Here is a 14,334-nt window from a genome sequence, read left to right as displayed (position 1 = left end):
GATTTATATTCAACGTTTGTAGCCAGGGATAGACTAAGCGGTCCAATAGATGCTAAGTTTTCAAACCATCAATGATTCCCCAACGAAAGACATAAAGGAGACATCATGCGCCTCAACCGTGTGATTGCAACCATCGCAGCTTCAGCCCTCGCCGCTACCAGCCTGGTAGCTTGCTCCAACGACTCTGCCGAGAAGACCACCGACGCTGCCGGTGGCGGCGAGGACACCGTCGTCAAGATTGGTACCACCGACGCTGACCAGAAGGCATGGTCCGTCTTCGAGGACCTCGCGGCAGACAACGGCATCACTCTCGACATCGTGCAGTTCTCTGACTACGCACCAGTCAACGAGGCGCTTGCCCAGGGCGAGATTGACCTGAACAAGTTCCAGCACATCCTCTACCTCGCCACCTACAACGAGGCTTCCGGCAACGACCTGAAGGTGCTGTCCACCACGGAGATCTACCCGCTGGCACTGTTCTGGAAGGATCACGATTCCCTCGACGGCATCGAAGGCACCGAGGTTGCTATCCCGAACGATGACTCGAACCAGGGCCGCGCAATCAACGTCCTCGTCCAGGCTGACTTGATCACGCTGAAGGATGGCGCTGATGAACTGGCACCGTCCCCAGCAGATATCGACGAGGCAGCGTCGAAGGTGAAGGTCGTTCCGGTCGACGCTTCCCAGACGACCTCCGCATACAAGGAAGGCCGCCCGGCCATCATCAACAACTCCTGGCTGGAGCGCGCTGGCATTGAGCCAAAGCAGGCTATCTTCCAGGATGACCCGGCTTCCGAGCAGGGCGAGCCATACATCAACGTCTTCGCTGCACGCGCTGAGGACCTGGATAACCCGACCTACAACCGCCTCGCAGAGCTGTGGAACTCCCCAGAGGTCGCAGCTGCCGTCCAGGAGGATTCCCGTGGCACCGCGGTCGCTGTTGAGCGCTCCCGTGATGACGCAAACGCTATCCTCGCACGCCTTCAGGAGAAGTAATCCGTGACGAAAACCGGCACCCGGGTTGAGTTCCGGGACGTATCGAAAGTCTTTACAACGGGTGGGCGCGAGGTTGTGGCCGTCGACAATGTGTCGCTGACGGTCGAGCCTGGTGAGATCCTTGGAGTGATCGGCTACTCCGGCGCTGGCAAGTCCACGCTGGTGCGGCTGATCAACGGGCTCGACATGCCTACCAGCGGCGAACTCCTCCTCGACGGCACCAATATCGTCGGCAAGAGCGAGAAGCGCCTGCGGGAAGTGCGCCGAAACGTTGGGATGATTTTCCAGCAGTTCAACCTGTTCTCTTCCCGAACTGCGGCGGGCAACATTGAGTACCCGCTGCAGCTTGCCGGTTTGGGCAAGCAGGAGCGTCGGGCGCGCGTCGAGGAGCTCCTCGAGTTCGTCGGCCTGTCGGATCGTGGCAAGAACTACCCCGAGCAGCTTTCGGGTGGTCAGAAGCAGCGCGTGGGCATCGCTCGTGCGCTCGCCACGAATCCCTCGCTCTTGCTTGCCGACGAAGCCACCTCCGCCCTCGACCCCGAGACCACCCACGAGGTGCTCGAGTTGCTGCGCCGCGTCAACGCGGAACTTGGCATCACGATCGTGGTGATTACCCACGAGATGGACGTGATCCGCGCGATTGCGGACAAGGTCGCCGTGATGGAGGCCGGCAAGGTCGTCGAGTATGGCTCCGTCTACGAGGTGTTCTCGGACCCGAAAACGAAGGTCGCGCAGCGCTTCGTATCGACGTCGCTTCGCAACACCCCAGACAAGCACGAGGAGCTCGAGTTGCTGAACGCGGCGCCTGGGCGCCTCTTCACCGTCGACCTGACCGAACACTCGGGATTCTTCGGTGCGGCGGAGAAGGCGCGCCAACGCGGCGTGTCGATTCAGCCGGTGCACGCGGGTATTACGACCCTGCAGGAGCACTCCTTCGGCAAGATGACGGTCCGCCTCAACGGCGACGATGCAGCGATTAACGAGTTCCTGCACACGCTGCAGGGCACCACGGATATTCAGGAGATACGTCGATGAACAGTGCTGTCAACGAATTCATTCTGGCGCAGCCGAACTGGGACCGGCTCGGCCCCACGTTCGTAGACGCCATCGGCGATACCCTTTGGATGGTGGGCATCACCCTGCTCGTCGGTGGTATCTGTGGCCTGATCCTCGGCGTGTTCCTGTACACCACCCGCCCGGGTGGCATCCTGCAGAACAACGTCGTGTACTGGGTGATTAACTTCGCCGTGAACTTCTTCCGGCCGATCCCGTTCATCATCATGATCGCGATGCTCTACCCCATCACCCTGTCGGTGGTGGGCACCACGATTGGCCGGGGCGCAGCTACGTTTGTGATGTGTTTCTCCGCGACCTTTACCGTGGCCCGTATTGTCGAGCAGAACCTGGTATCCATCGACCCCGGCATGATTGAGGCCGCGCGTTCGATGGGCGCAGGCCCGTGGACGATCATCCGCACCGTCATCCTCCCCGAGGCGCTCGGCCCGCTGATTCTCGGCTACACGTTCATCTTCATCGCGGTGATCGATATGTCCGCGATGGCCGGCTACATCGGCGGTGGCGGCCTCGGTGACTTCGCCATCGTGTATGGCTACCGCCAGTTCGAGCCGCAGGTGACGTGGGCGGCTGTGATCGTCATCGTCGTCATCGTGCAGCTGGCGCAGTTCTTGGGCAACTGGCTGTCCAAGAAGGTGATGCGCCGCTAAGGTGTGACCAGTTGGTTAGGATGGGTGCCATGAAAATCGCAGCGTTTGATTTTGATGGCACCCTTCATCATCCCACGGACACTGACACGGGCGAGCACGGCTTCGACCCGGCCGACATGGCCGCGATCCAGGCCTGGCGCGACGCCGGGCACATCGCCATTTCTGCCACCGGACGCTCGCGCACCGCGCTCGAGTTCGGAATGCGCCACTGCCCCATCCGCTTCGACTACCAGGTGCTCTCGAACGGTGGCTCCGCAACCACCGGCGACAACGAGCGCCTGCTCTACTCACACCTTGTAGACCCGGAGATCGTCGAACAGGTGGTCACGCACTTCGCTGACACGGATGGGGTGGCGGTGTTCGGCACCACGATCGGCCACGTCGATGGTGAGTTCAGCAACAACACCCAGGCTCGCAGTAGCTTTACCGTCAACTTCGACAGGATGACCACGGCCGACATTCCCCACCACGAGTTCGCCGTCGTCCCCTTGTGGATCCCGAACGACGAAGACCTGCGCGCGGAAGTCTACGAGTGGACGCGCGCGCTGCCGCATGTGTCAGTGGCCCAGAACCAGGACTTCATCGACATCATGGCGCCGGGCCGCACGAAGGGTGCGGGCATCCAGGACCTGTTGCAGCTACTCGACGTCCCACGCGAAGACATCGAGCTGTACACCTTCGGCGACTCGTGGAATGACCTGTCCATGCACGAAATCGCAGATCACTCGCATAGCTTCCGCCACTCGCCCGCCGAGGTGCAGCAGCGCACCGACCACGTGATCAACAGGGTCGCTGACGTGCTGCCCAGCTACATCTAGGAGCGACTAGCGACGACCCAGCTCTTGCCGGGCTTCGGGTCCTTCCCGCATGATGCCATCACGGCATCAACGTCGCGCTGCTCCAACATCACCTCGTAGGCGGTGTCGGTCGCGGTGTCGGTCACGGTGACGTGGGCGGAGGGGCCGTCGATACGCTCGGCGGTGACTTCGAGCTGGCCGTAGCGCACCTTGTCCCCTCGGGTGGCGAGCTGCGTTGCGACGTCCACTTCCGCCACCTGGCCTACCGGGCTGAAGGTGCCGCGGCCGCGGTTGCCCGGCACGAAGTACTCGCCGCGCATCGCAGCTTCAAGCATGGCCTCAGTAGCCTCGAGGTTCATCCGGCCAAAACTGTACGCCCACGGCATGAGCAGCATCGTGGCGGCGAAACGGTGCCCCTTGATGTGCGAGGTTTCCCACACCACGTCGTTGCCATGCCCAAACGGGTACTTCTCTACGAGCTCGTTGACGATGGGGCGGCCCTTGATGGCGCAGCACATGTCGCGCTTCGCGTGGGTACAGACCAGGACGAGTGGCTTCGTACGCGACTTGGCGCTGTTTTGCCCTGGGCCTGACAGGTCGAGATCCAGGATCGCCTCAGGCCCATCGACATGCAGCACCTCGGTTGCTGCCTGGTCGGCGAAGACCAGGTAGACGTGGTGGTCTTCAATCTGGCGGCCTTCCCTCGTTGGGTGGCGGATAAGCAGCAAGGTGGCGTTGTAGCGCTGCATGTGCGCTTTCAACTTTTCGGTCAGTTCGTCCCCGAAGGTGTCGCCGTCGAGTACGTCGTGGCTCCACTTGTGTGGCCACTCAAACAAAACGTAGGTCGAGCCGGGTTTCGCGGTACCCGGCAGCGGCTCACTGTCCGTATCGGAGCAGAGTGTGCGTGCATGGGCTGTAGTCATGTCACCTACTGTAGCGAAAATTTCCCGATTGATTAGGTATACCTAAACCGGGCCGAGTCGGGCAGTTAACATTTTGATAACCTTTTTGATTTTTCGCCGTTCTGCTTTGCTCTTCGAGATTCGTTCTAGCTACGGTATTTTGCGTGTTTCCCTTACCGAAGTTCGCCGTTGCGGCGCTGACGCCCTGTATTGCTGGCGCCGTGCTCGCTGGGTGCGTGTCCTCTCCTGCTCAGGACCAGGCCGCGACCCGCGTCGGCTCGATGCTTGCTGCGCCATCAACGACGCAGCTTCGCCCGCTCGGTACCGCGAACGCGAGCCCGAAGACTCAGCGGCCTTCCGCGCCTACTCAGCTCGCCGTGGCTGGCGTGCGTGTGGGCACCCACGAGGGGTTCGACCGCGTTGTCGTGGACCTCGTCGGCGAGGGCAAGCCGGGCTGGTTCGTGGATTACACCTCCACCCCGATGCAGGAGATCACCGGCAAACCACTGAAGGTGACCGGCAACGCGTTCCTCAATATCAACATCGACGGCACCGTCTACCCCTACGAACTTGGCCTGGACGCGGACCAGATCAAGGTGGATACCCCGGCAGAGACCGGCAACATTATCGACGTCGTCAACGCCGGCACCTACGAGGGTCGCAGCCGCGTGGTCGTAGGGCTACGCTCTGACCTGCCGTATTCGGTGCAGATTCTGGAGCACCCGCTGCGCCTGGTCGTCGACATCGTGCAGTCCTAACACCTAGTGGTAGAGCGCCTCGACGCTCCATCGCTGCCGGTGCCACACCAACAACCACCCGCGCTGCCCTGTTCCTACCGCCTGGTCGTGGCCCAGCACCTGGAGGCGCGCAAGCCGGGTCGGATGCGCACCCCACCACTCTTCGTCAACGGGCCAAGGCCCTGCCCACGCGGTGATGTCGTAGCAGCGCTTGCCCCACACTAGCGTTGTCGGCTGGCCGCTGAGCAGGACTTCGGCGTTGAGCAGTATCGGCTGGTCGGCGCTGTCCAGCAGCTGCACCCGCGATGACGGGTGTTCGATCCCACCGCCGAGCCGGGCTGGAAGTGGTGACGGAACGGCGCCGACGAACGCCCCGCGGCCCTGCGGCGGCACCTCCCCATAGGGCACCAGCTGAATACGCTCGGCCACGCCGCGACCTCCAACCGCGACCGGCTGCAGCACCGCCTCCATTCCGAGCTGGGACTGCACCCGCTCGATCACGCGCCGCGCCCCCTCATCCGACGCCCCGTCGGACCACAGCTCCCCCACCATGTCGGGTTGCGCAAGCTCAAGTGGTTCCAGCATGAGCGAGGCGATCGGCCCTGCGCCCCCGTTGGTGAGCCAGCCGTCGAGCTGCCAGCGCACCCGGTCGGCGGTGCCAGCCTCTGTCAGTGCTTCCCGGGTGCGCCACACGCGCTCGACCCGGGTGGCGTCGACAAGCTCGGCGGAGATTTTCAGCCGGAGGCAGTGCACCCCGGCCCCCTTGAGGCGCTGGTGCAGCGTGGCCGCGAGCGCCCGGGCGGCGAACGCGGCGGCGTCGACGCGCTCGATCGGTTCCTCCGGCGTCATCTCGACGGCGAAGTCCTCCACGGGTAGCTCCGGGGCGACGCGCCGGTCCGGGGCCGCGCTGGAGATCCGGTGGAGGTGGATGCCTGCGACCCCGAAGCGAGTCATCACGGCAGAGGACGGCAGTTGCGCGAGCTGCCCCAGCGTCTGGATGCCCAGCTGGCCCAGGGTACGGACCGTTTCCGGGTCCGCGCCGAGTGCCGCCTCCGCTGTGAGCACCCGAAGTGGCTGTACTGCAAGGAACTGCGCCGACTCCCCCGCTGCAACCACGTGCGAGCTCCGGGTGGCGATCACGGCCGTGGCGATCTCGTCCGCCGCCCCTGCCATGACGTCGATGCCGTGGCGTGCGGCGGCGTCGAGAAGCATCTCAAGCGCCGTATCTTCATCGCCGTGGAACTTCGCCGCCGCGGCGAGGTCCGCAACCACCAGGCCAGGGCGCAGCACTTCCACGGAGGCCGCCACGTCATCCAGGGATCCCGCGAGCGCGCTGAACGTGCGGCCGTCGCGCTCCGGGTTGTCCTCCACCACCGTCAGCTCAGGCGCGACGGCCTGCGCGTTGCGCACCCGCATCCCGCGACGGACCCCGGCGCGCCGCGCCTCCTGCGAACACACCTTGATGCGGTGCTGCACCGCGATCGCGATCGGTTCCTCCAGCGTGTCCTCGGCTTCGAGCTTGGCTGCTTGCACGGGCCAATCCGGGAACCAGAGCGCCGCAACCCTCATGAGGGCACCGCCTTCAGGTGCGTGACACCGCCCGTCGCGGCCCCAAGCGTCAGCAGTGCCGGTGGCCGCTTCCAGCCTTTCGCGTGCGCGGACACCTCCAGGTCAATGCCTGCGATGCGCCCACGACCGCGCCCGATGCCGTGGAAGCTAGCGATGTCCGCGCTCATGCGCAATGCAGGCGAAGGCACCGTCGCGTTCACACACAGCATCGCCGCCTCCCCGGCGCGCACGCGGGCAAGCAGTGGGCGTGCCTGAGCGGGCGTGTACTGGATTTCGCTTCGGGTGTGTAGCACCACCACGTCTAGCCCCTCGGCGAGCACCCCTGCGGCGTGCATGGCGTCCATCCCCGGTTCCGGAACCGCTACGGTTCTGCGCAGCGCTTGCTCCGAGAGCTCTGCGTAGGACAACTCCGGCCACCCCACCACGGCCGCGTATCCTCCGGCTTCCGTGACCTGCCGCAGGATCTCTACGATAAGCGACGGCGTATCGCTCACCTGCGTGACTTGCCGTCTTGGCAAACCCCCGTTCGGGAGCACGCGCGCCAACTCTGCAGACAGCGGAACAACACCTTCGCCCCCGATCTGCTCCTGCACGGCACCACCGTCGAGCTCGGCTAATTGTGCTCGGAGTTGCGCAATCTGCTCAGCTTTGCTGAGCTGTCCGCCATCGTCCGAGGCGAACTCACGCAAGCGAATAGGTGTTCCATTCATGCATGTAAGTATGCAACGCGCCCCCGACACGGGCAACAGTAAAGGTCGAACACTATTTCGAATAGTAGCGCCACAAGGCAGGCCCCTATGCGGTACGCTCTGCCCTATGTATTACGCAGACTTCCGCAACCGCGTCACCCCAATTCCCACGCCGCCCGTTGTGCGGGCGGTGGCGGCGGGGTGCGTAGCGGCGTCGATAAGCGTGATGGCGGCACCGCTACCCGCAGCCGTGAAAGTTGGCGTTGCTCTCGCCGCGGTGCTCGTCGCCCGCGCCACCACCCGGGCACACCCGTACCGCAAGGCCATGGCCGAGTTTGCGCGCAGCCGCAACGTCTCGCAGGTGCCGTCGCTCAGCATGGTGGTGCCGCTGATGCTGTGGTGGCTGGCGCTCATGCTGAGCCCGCTGATCGCGCCGCTGCCCGGCTGGGGGCTGGCACTGCTTGCGGGTGGGTTGTTTGTGGTGGCGTGGGTGCTCATGCCGCACGTCGACGGCACGCGACGCCTCGCATACGCGCCCGCAGCCCCTGCAGCGCCCACCCAGAAGCGCTAGCGGTAGCGCTTCGGCACATCAGCCGCACCCAGGCTGAGCATGAGGCGGTTGGCCCAGTTGAAGAACGCCGCCGAGTTGATCAGGTCGAGGATCTCGAGCTCGCCGCAGCCGACCTCGCGGAGGGCTTCGACGTGCTGTTGCGAGAACGCGATCGGGGTGTGTGTGAGCGCCACGGCGGCGTCGCGCAGCGCGTTCCACAGCGGGGTGCCCAGGTCCGCGGTCACGCCTTCGGCAAGGAGCCGCGAGATCGCCTCGGCGTCGCCGCCTTCCTGCTTCGCGCGCCCCTGGTGCACGGAGGCACAGTACTCGCACCCGTTGAGTCGGGAGACCACGGTCGCGGCGAGTTCACGCTCGGCACGGCCCAGTCCACCGTCGGTGTTGTAGAAAATGTCCAGGTCAGTCAGGGTGCGCGCCTTGAGCACCGCCGGGTCGCGCGCGAGCAGCCGGAAGTACTCCATGTCGATGCGCTCGGGCTTAAGCAGCGCGTCGCGGTGCTCGTCGGTGAACTCGGACTTGTCCAGGCTGGGCACCCACGCGCGCCAGCCCAGGGAGTGCTCGACGAACTTCGTCGGCGCCACAACTTCGGGCAGCAGGGTGCGCGGCCCGGGCTCCCAGCCGGGGTCAGCCACGCCGTGCGCGCGCCCGCTAATCGACGCCCGCTGCGCCCCACCAGCGTCAACCCCGCCGAGCACCCGCACGCCGTGTACGACACGCAACTGGAACGCCACGAACGCGATGAGCTGCCCCAACGTCACGATGCCGTTGTCGCTCCACCCGGCGGACTGCAGGTGCCCAATCGCTGCGGCGGTGGAATCCTTCGGGTGGACAACCAGCAGGTGTGCGAAGTCCAGGGCGGCGGCGAACTGCTCCGACGCCTCCCCAATGACGTCACCGAACAGGACGAAGTCGCCGTGCCAGTACGGCCCCTCGGATGCACCGCGCGCAATAGCGGCGTCGACGGCCTCGGCGAGGCCGGGGGCTTGGTCTTCGAGGTCCTCGAGCAACTCCCGGTAGAACGCGCTCGCAGTTGTCAGCCCGGTGAGCTCGGCCACGAACGCGGCGACACCATAGCGCCAGGCCAGTGGCACGTCGCCCTCGTCGTCAGGCTCGAAGAGGGCCGTAAACGTGAGCTCTGCGTTCTCGACTGCTTCCGGGCGGCGCCTGCGAAGGCGCGCGAGTTCCGGAGAGGCGTCGGCAAGCGTATCGATGATGTTAGACACTAAATTCTCCTAACTGCCGGGCGCGGAAGCGCGCGCCCGGGATTGCATGGATCAGGTTCTTTGTCACTTCGTGGCGCGGCCACTGGAAGACGTCGTCCGTCGGGCCGTACTCCACCTGGGTACCACGGCTGAGCACGCTGACCGTGTCCGAAACCTGGCGCACCACCGCCAAATCGTGGGAAATAAAGATATAGGTCAGGCCCAGCTCTTGTTGCAGGTCCTCGAGCAGCCGGAGGATCTGTGCCTGCACTGTCACGTCGAGCGCGGAAACCGCCTCATCGAACACGACGAGCTCCGGCTCCACCACGAGCGCACGCGCAATGGCCACGCGCTGGCGCTGCCCGCCGGAAAGCTGCGCAGGGGTGCGCCGCGCGAACTGCTGCGGGTCCAGTGCCACGCGCGCCAGCATCTCGTGCGCCTTCGCGCGCGCATCGCGTTTCGACGCCCCCGTCAAGTTCCGAACCGGCTCGGCCACGATGGCCTCCACTGTCATTTTGGGGTTCAGGGAGGAAAACGGGTTCTGGTGCACCAGCTGCACCGTGGAACGAAGCTTCCTGCGAGTGGCGTCGTCGACGCCGGTCACGACGTTACCGCCGATGGTGACGGTGCCACTCGTCGGGTCACGAAACAGTGAGATCGCCCGCCCGGTCGTGGTCTTCCCGGAGCCGGATTCGCCCACAATCGCGTGCGTGGACCCTCGCGTCACCTCGAAGGAGACGTCGTTGACGGCCACGAAGTCCCCGTACTCCTGGCGTAGGTGATCCACGCGTACCAGCACGTCACCGTCCGGCGCTGGCCGGTGGTAGGCGTTCGCGACGGCGAGTGAAGGGGCGTCGGCAAGCAGGCGCTGTGAGTACTCCTCTTGCGGGTCGGCGAGCACGTCTGCGGCAGGACCTTCCTCCACGACGACGCCGCGCTGCATAATCACCACGTCGTCGGCGCGGTCGCCCGCCACCGCCAAGTCGTGCGTAATCAGCACGATGCCGAGGTTGAGGCGCTCACGCATCTCGTCGAGCACGTCCAGCACCTTTTCCTGCACTGTCACGTCCAGGGCGGACGTCGGCTCGTCGGCAATCAGCACCTGCGGCTCGGGCGCGATGGCCGCCGCGATGAGCACGCGCTGCTTCATCCCGCCCGAGAGCTCGTGCGGGTACTGGCCGTGGCGGCGCTGCGGGTCGTCGATGCCGACGGCCTCCATGAGCTCCAGCGCGCGTGCGCGACGGGAGGCGGCTGTGCCAATACCGTGGACCGCCATCGCCTCCTCGATCGAGGCCCCGACCGGCTTCAACGGATTGAGCGAATTGTTCGGGTCCTGCGGCACCAAGCCAATCTTTGTGCCACGCAGCTGGCGCCACTGCCGCGGAGACAGCTGCGTGATATTCTCACCCTGGAAGTAGACAGTGCCGTCCAGCACCCGGGCGGACCCGCCGAGCAGGCCGAGCGTCGCCATCACCGAGGTGGTTTTGCCGGAGCCGGACTCGCCCACGATCGCGGTGAGTTTGCCAGGCGCGACGGAAAAGGACACGTCTTGCGCCGATGGCGGCTGATTGCCGTACGCGACGGTCAGGCCACGTACTTCAAGTAAAGGTTGCAGGGGTTGCATGGGTTAGGCCTCCGTACGAATGAGTTGGGACAGGTGGTTCGCGCTCATGACGGTGGCGATGATCGCCACGCCGGGCAGGACGATGATCCACCAGGCGGTGGCCATGAAGTCGCGGCCTTCGGCGATGATGAGGCCCCACTCCGGAATCGGCGGCGGGGCGCCGTAGCCGAGGAACCCGAGGATGGACAGCTGCAGGATCGCCGTGCCGAACTGCAGGGCCGCCAACGCAATGACCGGGGTGAGCGAGTTCGGCAGGATGTGGCGCACCAGCACCTGGGACTTCGTCGCTCCAGAGCCGTAGGCGGCCTCAACGTAGTCGGTGCCTGCAACCTGCATCACCTGTGAACGGGCGAGGCGGGCGAACGTCGCCACCGTGGTCATGCCGACAGCGAAGGCCGCCTGTAGTGAGCCGAAGCCCAGCACGATGATGATGGACAGAGACAGCAGGATGCCTGGGATAGCGAGCAGGACGTCCACGATCCGCATCAGTACGGTGTCGACTTTGCCTCGCAGCGCGCCCGCCACCAGGCCAATCAGCGTGCCGAACACCAGCCCGACCGCCACCGCGATCACCGCGCCGAGCAGCGACTGGCGCGCGCCGTAGACCACGCGCGAGTACACGTCGCGCCCCACGGCGTCGGTGCCGAAGAAGTGCTCCGCGCTCGGCGCTGCAAGGGCTACGTCGACGCCCTTGTATGGGTCGTGCGTGGCAAATATGCCCGGCAGCAGGGCCCACGCGCACGCAAGCAGCAGCACGAGCAGTGCGAGGACCGTGCCTGGTTGTTTCCAATGCTGTTTCCAATTCGTTGTTCGCATGGTTGCTACTCCCGTCCCGTTTCGATTGCCCGCACGTCAATAGCGTCGGCGGACTGGCTGGCGTACTGCTTCGGTGTTGCGGCAAACGGTCCGCCGGCGGTGCGCAGCCGCACGTCAAGCACCGGGTAGAGCAGGTCAATAATGAGGTTGATGGTCACGTACGCCACCGCCGCGATGAGGACTACGCCCAGCAGCACCGGCGTGTCGCGGTTCGACACCGACGTGACCACCATGGAGCCCAGGCCCGTGCGCCCGAAGACCGTTTCCGTCACTACGGCGCCGCCGACGAGCTCGCCGAAGAGCAGGCCCGCCATGGTCAGCGCCGGCAGCAGCGCGTTTCGCAGCACATCGGACCAGAAGATGCGGGTCTCGCTCGCGCCGCGCGCACGCGCTACCTGCACGAATGGGCTGCGCTGCACCTCGTCGATGGAGCGGATCAGCACCTGCGCGAGCGGGGCCGCCATCGGGACGGACAGTGTGAGGGTCGGCAGCACGAGCCCCTCGAGCGGGCCCGGCGCAATCACGTTGATCCAGCCGAGCTCGAAGGACACGAGCTGCAGCAGCACGATCGCGATCCAGAACCCTGGCAGCGACACCATCAGGGAGGGCACCGCGCGAAACAGCGCGCCGATGCGTCCGGCGCCGGGCAGCGTCGCTACGAATGCGGTGATGAGTGCCACGATGATCGCGAGCCCGACCGAGGTCGCGGCCAGCGCCAGCGTATGCGGCAGGGCGTCGGCGATGAGCTGGCCCACCGGCGTACCAGTGCGCACGGAGTAGCCGAGGCTGCCGGTGAACAGACCCGTCAGCGTCGCCACGTACTGCGTAAGCAACGGCTTATCGACGCCCATCTCCGAACGGATCGCCTCAATCTCCGCCTGGCTGAGTCCCAGGGCCGGGTCGGCGTAGCGGGCCATGACACCGTCGGATGGCAGGGCCGAAAGCAAAAAGAATGCGAGGGTGTAGGTCAGCAGCAGCACGATCAGTGCTTGGCCTACCCGTTTGACGATGTACGGCATGGCGTATCCCCTTCCTGGAGGTAGGCGCTGTACAGCGCAGGTCGTGCAACAGATTCCACGCTGAACCCGCACAGGCGCGGGCTCAGGGCGTAGACCTGTGGTTCTTCAAACAGCGGCAGCGTGTAGGCCTGCTCGGTGACGTAGTCCTGGACGGCTTCCACCGCGCGGGCCCGGCCTGTGTCGTCGGGTGTGGAGACCACGGTCTGCAGCAGGTCTTCGAGGTGCTGGTCGATCACGTTGTCGTTTTCGTCCTGGTTAATGAAGGAGTCTCGGCGCCCAACCGCGTAGTGCGACTCGATGGCGTCGTAGTCCGCCCGACCGACCATCGTGTGGTAGAGCTGCACCTTGTCCGGGTCCTTGGACGCCACGTTTTGGGTCGAACGATCACCGGAGAGCACGGAGAGCTCAATGCCGATGTCGCGCAGGTCGGACTGCACCATCGTCATCACCTCGCGGGCGCGCGGCTGGGTCTGCGCGTAGTTGACGGTCAGGTGCAGACGCTCCCCGTCCTTGACGCGGATGCCGTCGTTGCCCACGACCCACCCGGCCTCATCGAGGAGCTGCCGGGCAAGCTCCGGGTCGTATGTATAGGCGTCGCCCTGGTTCTTGTAACCCAAGCCGGTGGCGGCCACGCTCGAGGTCGCCAGCGGGTAGGAGTCAGAGAACAGGATGCGCAGCAGCTCTTCGCGGTCCACGCTGTGCGTGATCGCGCGGCGCACCCGGATGTCCTGCAGGTACGGGTGCTGCGGGCGCATCGCGATCTGATTGTTCATCGCGTTCGTGCCGCGGGAGACGATCTGCACGCCGCGGTCTTGGAGGTGGCGCTCGGCGGACGCAGTCACGTCGCGCACGATGTCCGCCTGCCCCGACAGGACCGCGCCTGTGCGCATCGCTTCTTCGGCGGCGAGCCGGTACGTCACGCTGTCCAGCCGGGCGCGGCCCTGGTGCTCGAGGATGGGCGGTGCCCAGTCGTAGTCCTCGCGCGCCCGCAGCTCGATGGAGGTGCCCAGCTCCTCGCCTGCGATAACGAACGGGCCGGAGCCGATGACGTTGTGGGCGCTGCCCGGGCCGAAGGATTCGTTGTCGAGCGCCAGGGTGGCGTCGGAAAGCAGCCCGGCGTTGTACACGGAGACCGCTTGCTCGAACCCCGGCGAGGGTGCGGTGAAGTGGAAGCGCACCGTGTCTTCGTCGATGACTTCGCCGTAGTCATAGTTCGAGATCTGCTCGGAGGCGTTGAGCAGCCGCTCCTTGTCGCCTTTGCCGTAGAGGTCGAAGTTGGCCACGACGTTCTCCGCGGTGAGCGGCGAGCCGTCGGAGTAGGTGACGTCGGTGCGGATGTCGAACGTGTATACCGTCGCGTCCTCGCTGATCTCCGGTAGCTTCGTGGCGATCCACGGGTGCAGCTCGAGCGTCTCCGGGTCCTGATAGAGCAGTCTGTCTGTTATTTGATTCACGACGCCACCATTCGGGTAGAACCCGGCCGCAGGCGGATAGAGCGAGGTAAACCAGTTCGGCTCCAGGTACGTGATTGCCTGCATGTCCCCGCTTTGCTCTGTTTGCCCTGCACATGCGGTGCATAATCCGAGTAGCGTGGTAGCCGCAAGCAGCGCTCCGGCCTGCGTTCGACGTGTGTGCTTCACTGTTCTCCCTTCGATGAGCGATAACGCTAACACAGATTAGACGGAGCGGTC

Annotated in this window: 14 protein-coding genes; 6 read left to right on the top strand and 8 right to left on the bottom strand. The window is 65.2% G+C overall.

Translation table 11 applies throughout. The features are described 5' to 3' along the window. Nucleotides 1-105 precede the first annotated feature (105 nt). Genes QP752_RS01895 through QP752_RS01880 form a run of 4 tightly spaced genes read left to right on the top strand, consistent with a single transcriptional unit; the run spans nt 106 to nt 3,538 of the window. A complete protein-coding gene (locus QP752_RS01895) occupies nt 106-996 on the top strand; it encodes a MetQ/NlpA family ABC transporter substrate-binding protein (RefSeq protein WP_070363016.1) in 891 nt (296 codons plus the stop codon). A gap of 3 nt (nt 997-999) precedes the next feature. Next, nucleotides 1,000-2,031 carry a methionine ABC transporter ATP-binding protein gene (locus QP752_RS01890; RefSeq protein WP_070363017.1) on the top strand — a complete coding sequence of 344 codons (1,032 nt, stop codon included), beginning with the start codon at nt 1,000-1,002 and terminating at the stop codon, nt 2,029-2,031. Beyond that, entirely contained in the window at nt 2,028-2,720 is a 693-nt protein-coding gene (locus QP752_RS01885; RefSeq protein ID WP_070975850.1) for a methionine ABC transporter permease, read from the top strand. The genes QP752_RS01890 and QP752_RS01885 overlap by 4 nt, the downstream gene beginning before the upstream one ends. 29 nt (nt 2,721-2,749) lie before the next feature. Next, nucleotides 2,750-3,538: an HAD family hydrolase gene (locus QP752_RS01880; RefSeq protein WP_084028662.1), complete on the top strand. Its 789-nt coding sequence runs from the start codon at nt 2,750-2,752 to the stop codon at nt 3,536-3,538. Here the strand turns inward: QP752_RS01880 and QP752_RS01875 are convergent. Further along, on the bottom strand, nt 3,535-4,440 hold the full coding sequence (locus QP752_RS01875; protein ID WP_070363020.1) for a sucrase ferredoxin: 906 nt from the start codon (nt 4,438-4,440) through the stop codon (nt 3,535-3,537). The two genes, QP752_RS01880 and QP752_RS01875, sit on opposite strands and share 4 nt — an antisense overlap. Nucleotides 4,441-4,583: 143 nt before the next feature. On the opposite strand from QP752_RS01875, the gene QP752_RS01870 reads away from it, so the two are divergent. Continuing rightward, the gene (locus QP752_RS01870; protein WP_252930963.1) at nt 4,584-5,177 is read left to right on the top strand and encodes a hypothetical protein; all 594 of its coding nucleotides are present in this window, start codon (nt 4,584-4,586) and stop codon (nt 5,175-5,177) included. A gap of 3 nt (nt 5,178-5,180) precedes the next feature. On the opposite strand, the gene QP752_RS01865 is transcribed toward QP752_RS01870, so the two are convergent. Both QP752_RS01865 and QP752_RS01860 read right to left on the bottom strand, forming a co-directional pair. Continuing rightward, the gene (locus tag QP752_RS01865; protein WP_284804133.1) at nt 5,181-6,725 is read right to left on the bottom strand and encodes a DNA polymerase Y family protein; all 1,545 of its coding nucleotides are present in this window, start codon (nt 6,723-6,725) and stop codon (nt 5,181-5,183) included. Beyond that, on the bottom strand, nt 6,722-7,435 hold the full coding sequence (locus QP752_RS01860; protein WP_284804131.1) for a hypothetical protein: 714 nt from the start codon (nt 7,433-7,435) through the stop codon (nt 6,722-6,724). Before QP752_RS01860 ends, QP752_RS01865 begins: the two co-directional genes overlap by 4 nt. A 106-nt stretch (nt 7,436-7,541) precedes the next feature. On the opposite strand from QP752_RS01860, the gene QP752_RS01855 reads away from it, so the two are divergent. Further along, the gene (locus QP752_RS01855; RefSeq protein WP_070975843.1) at nt 7,542-7,985 is read left to right on the top strand and encodes a hypothetical protein; all 444 of its coding nucleotides are present in this window, start codon (nt 7,542-7,544) and stop codon (nt 7,983-7,985) included. Here the strand turns inward: QP752_RS01855 and QP752_RS01850 are convergent. From QP752_RS01850 to QP752_RS01830, 5 genes are read right to left on the bottom strand one after another with little or no spacing between them, the layout of a single operon-like run. Further along, the gene (locus tag QP752_RS01850; RefSeq protein ID WP_284804130.1) at nt 7,982-9,205 is read right to left on the bottom strand and encodes an alkylhydroperoxidase domain protein; all 1,224 of its coding nucleotides are present in this window, start codon (nt 9,203-9,205) and stop codon (nt 7,982-7,984) included. The genes QP752_RS01855 and QP752_RS01850 overlap by 4 nt on opposite strands. Further along, nucleotides 9,198-10,808, bottom strand: coding sequence for an ABC transporter ATP-binding protein (locus QP752_RS01845; RefSeq protein ID WP_284804129.1), 1,611 nt, complete (start codon nt 10,806-10,808; stop codon nt 9,198-9,200). The genes QP752_RS01850 and QP752_RS01845 overlap by 8 nt, the downstream gene beginning before the upstream one ends. 3 nt (nt 10,809-10,811) lie before the next feature. Then, nucleotides 10,812-11,624, bottom strand: a complete 813-nt coding sequence (locus QP752_RS01840; protein WP_070975837.1) for an ABC transporter permease — start codon at nt 11,622-11,624, stop codon at nt 10,812-10,814. A 5-nt stretch (nt 11,625-11,629) separates the two neighbouring features. Next, entirely contained in the window at nt 11,630-12,643 is a 1,014-nt protein-coding gene (locus QP752_RS01835; protein ID WP_284804128.1) for an ABC transporter permease, read from the bottom strand. Then, complete coding sequence (locus QP752_RS01830) at nt 12,619-14,283, bottom strand: TIGR04028 family ABC transporter substrate-binding protein (protein ID WP_284804126.1); 1,665 nt, start codon at nt 14,281-14,283, stop codon at nt 12,619-12,621. Before QP752_RS01830 ends, QP752_RS01835 begins: the two co-directional genes overlap by 25 nt. Nucleotides 14,284-14,334 lie beyond the last annotated feature (51 nt).

It is taken from the genome of Corynebacterium sp. UMB10321 (assembly GCF_030228725.1).
Lineage (GTDB): Bacteria > Actinomycetota > Actinomycetes > Mycobacteriales > Mycobacteriaceae > Corynebacterium > Corynebacterium pseudogenitalium.
This window is presented reverse-complemented; position numbering and strand designations above follow the sequence as displayed.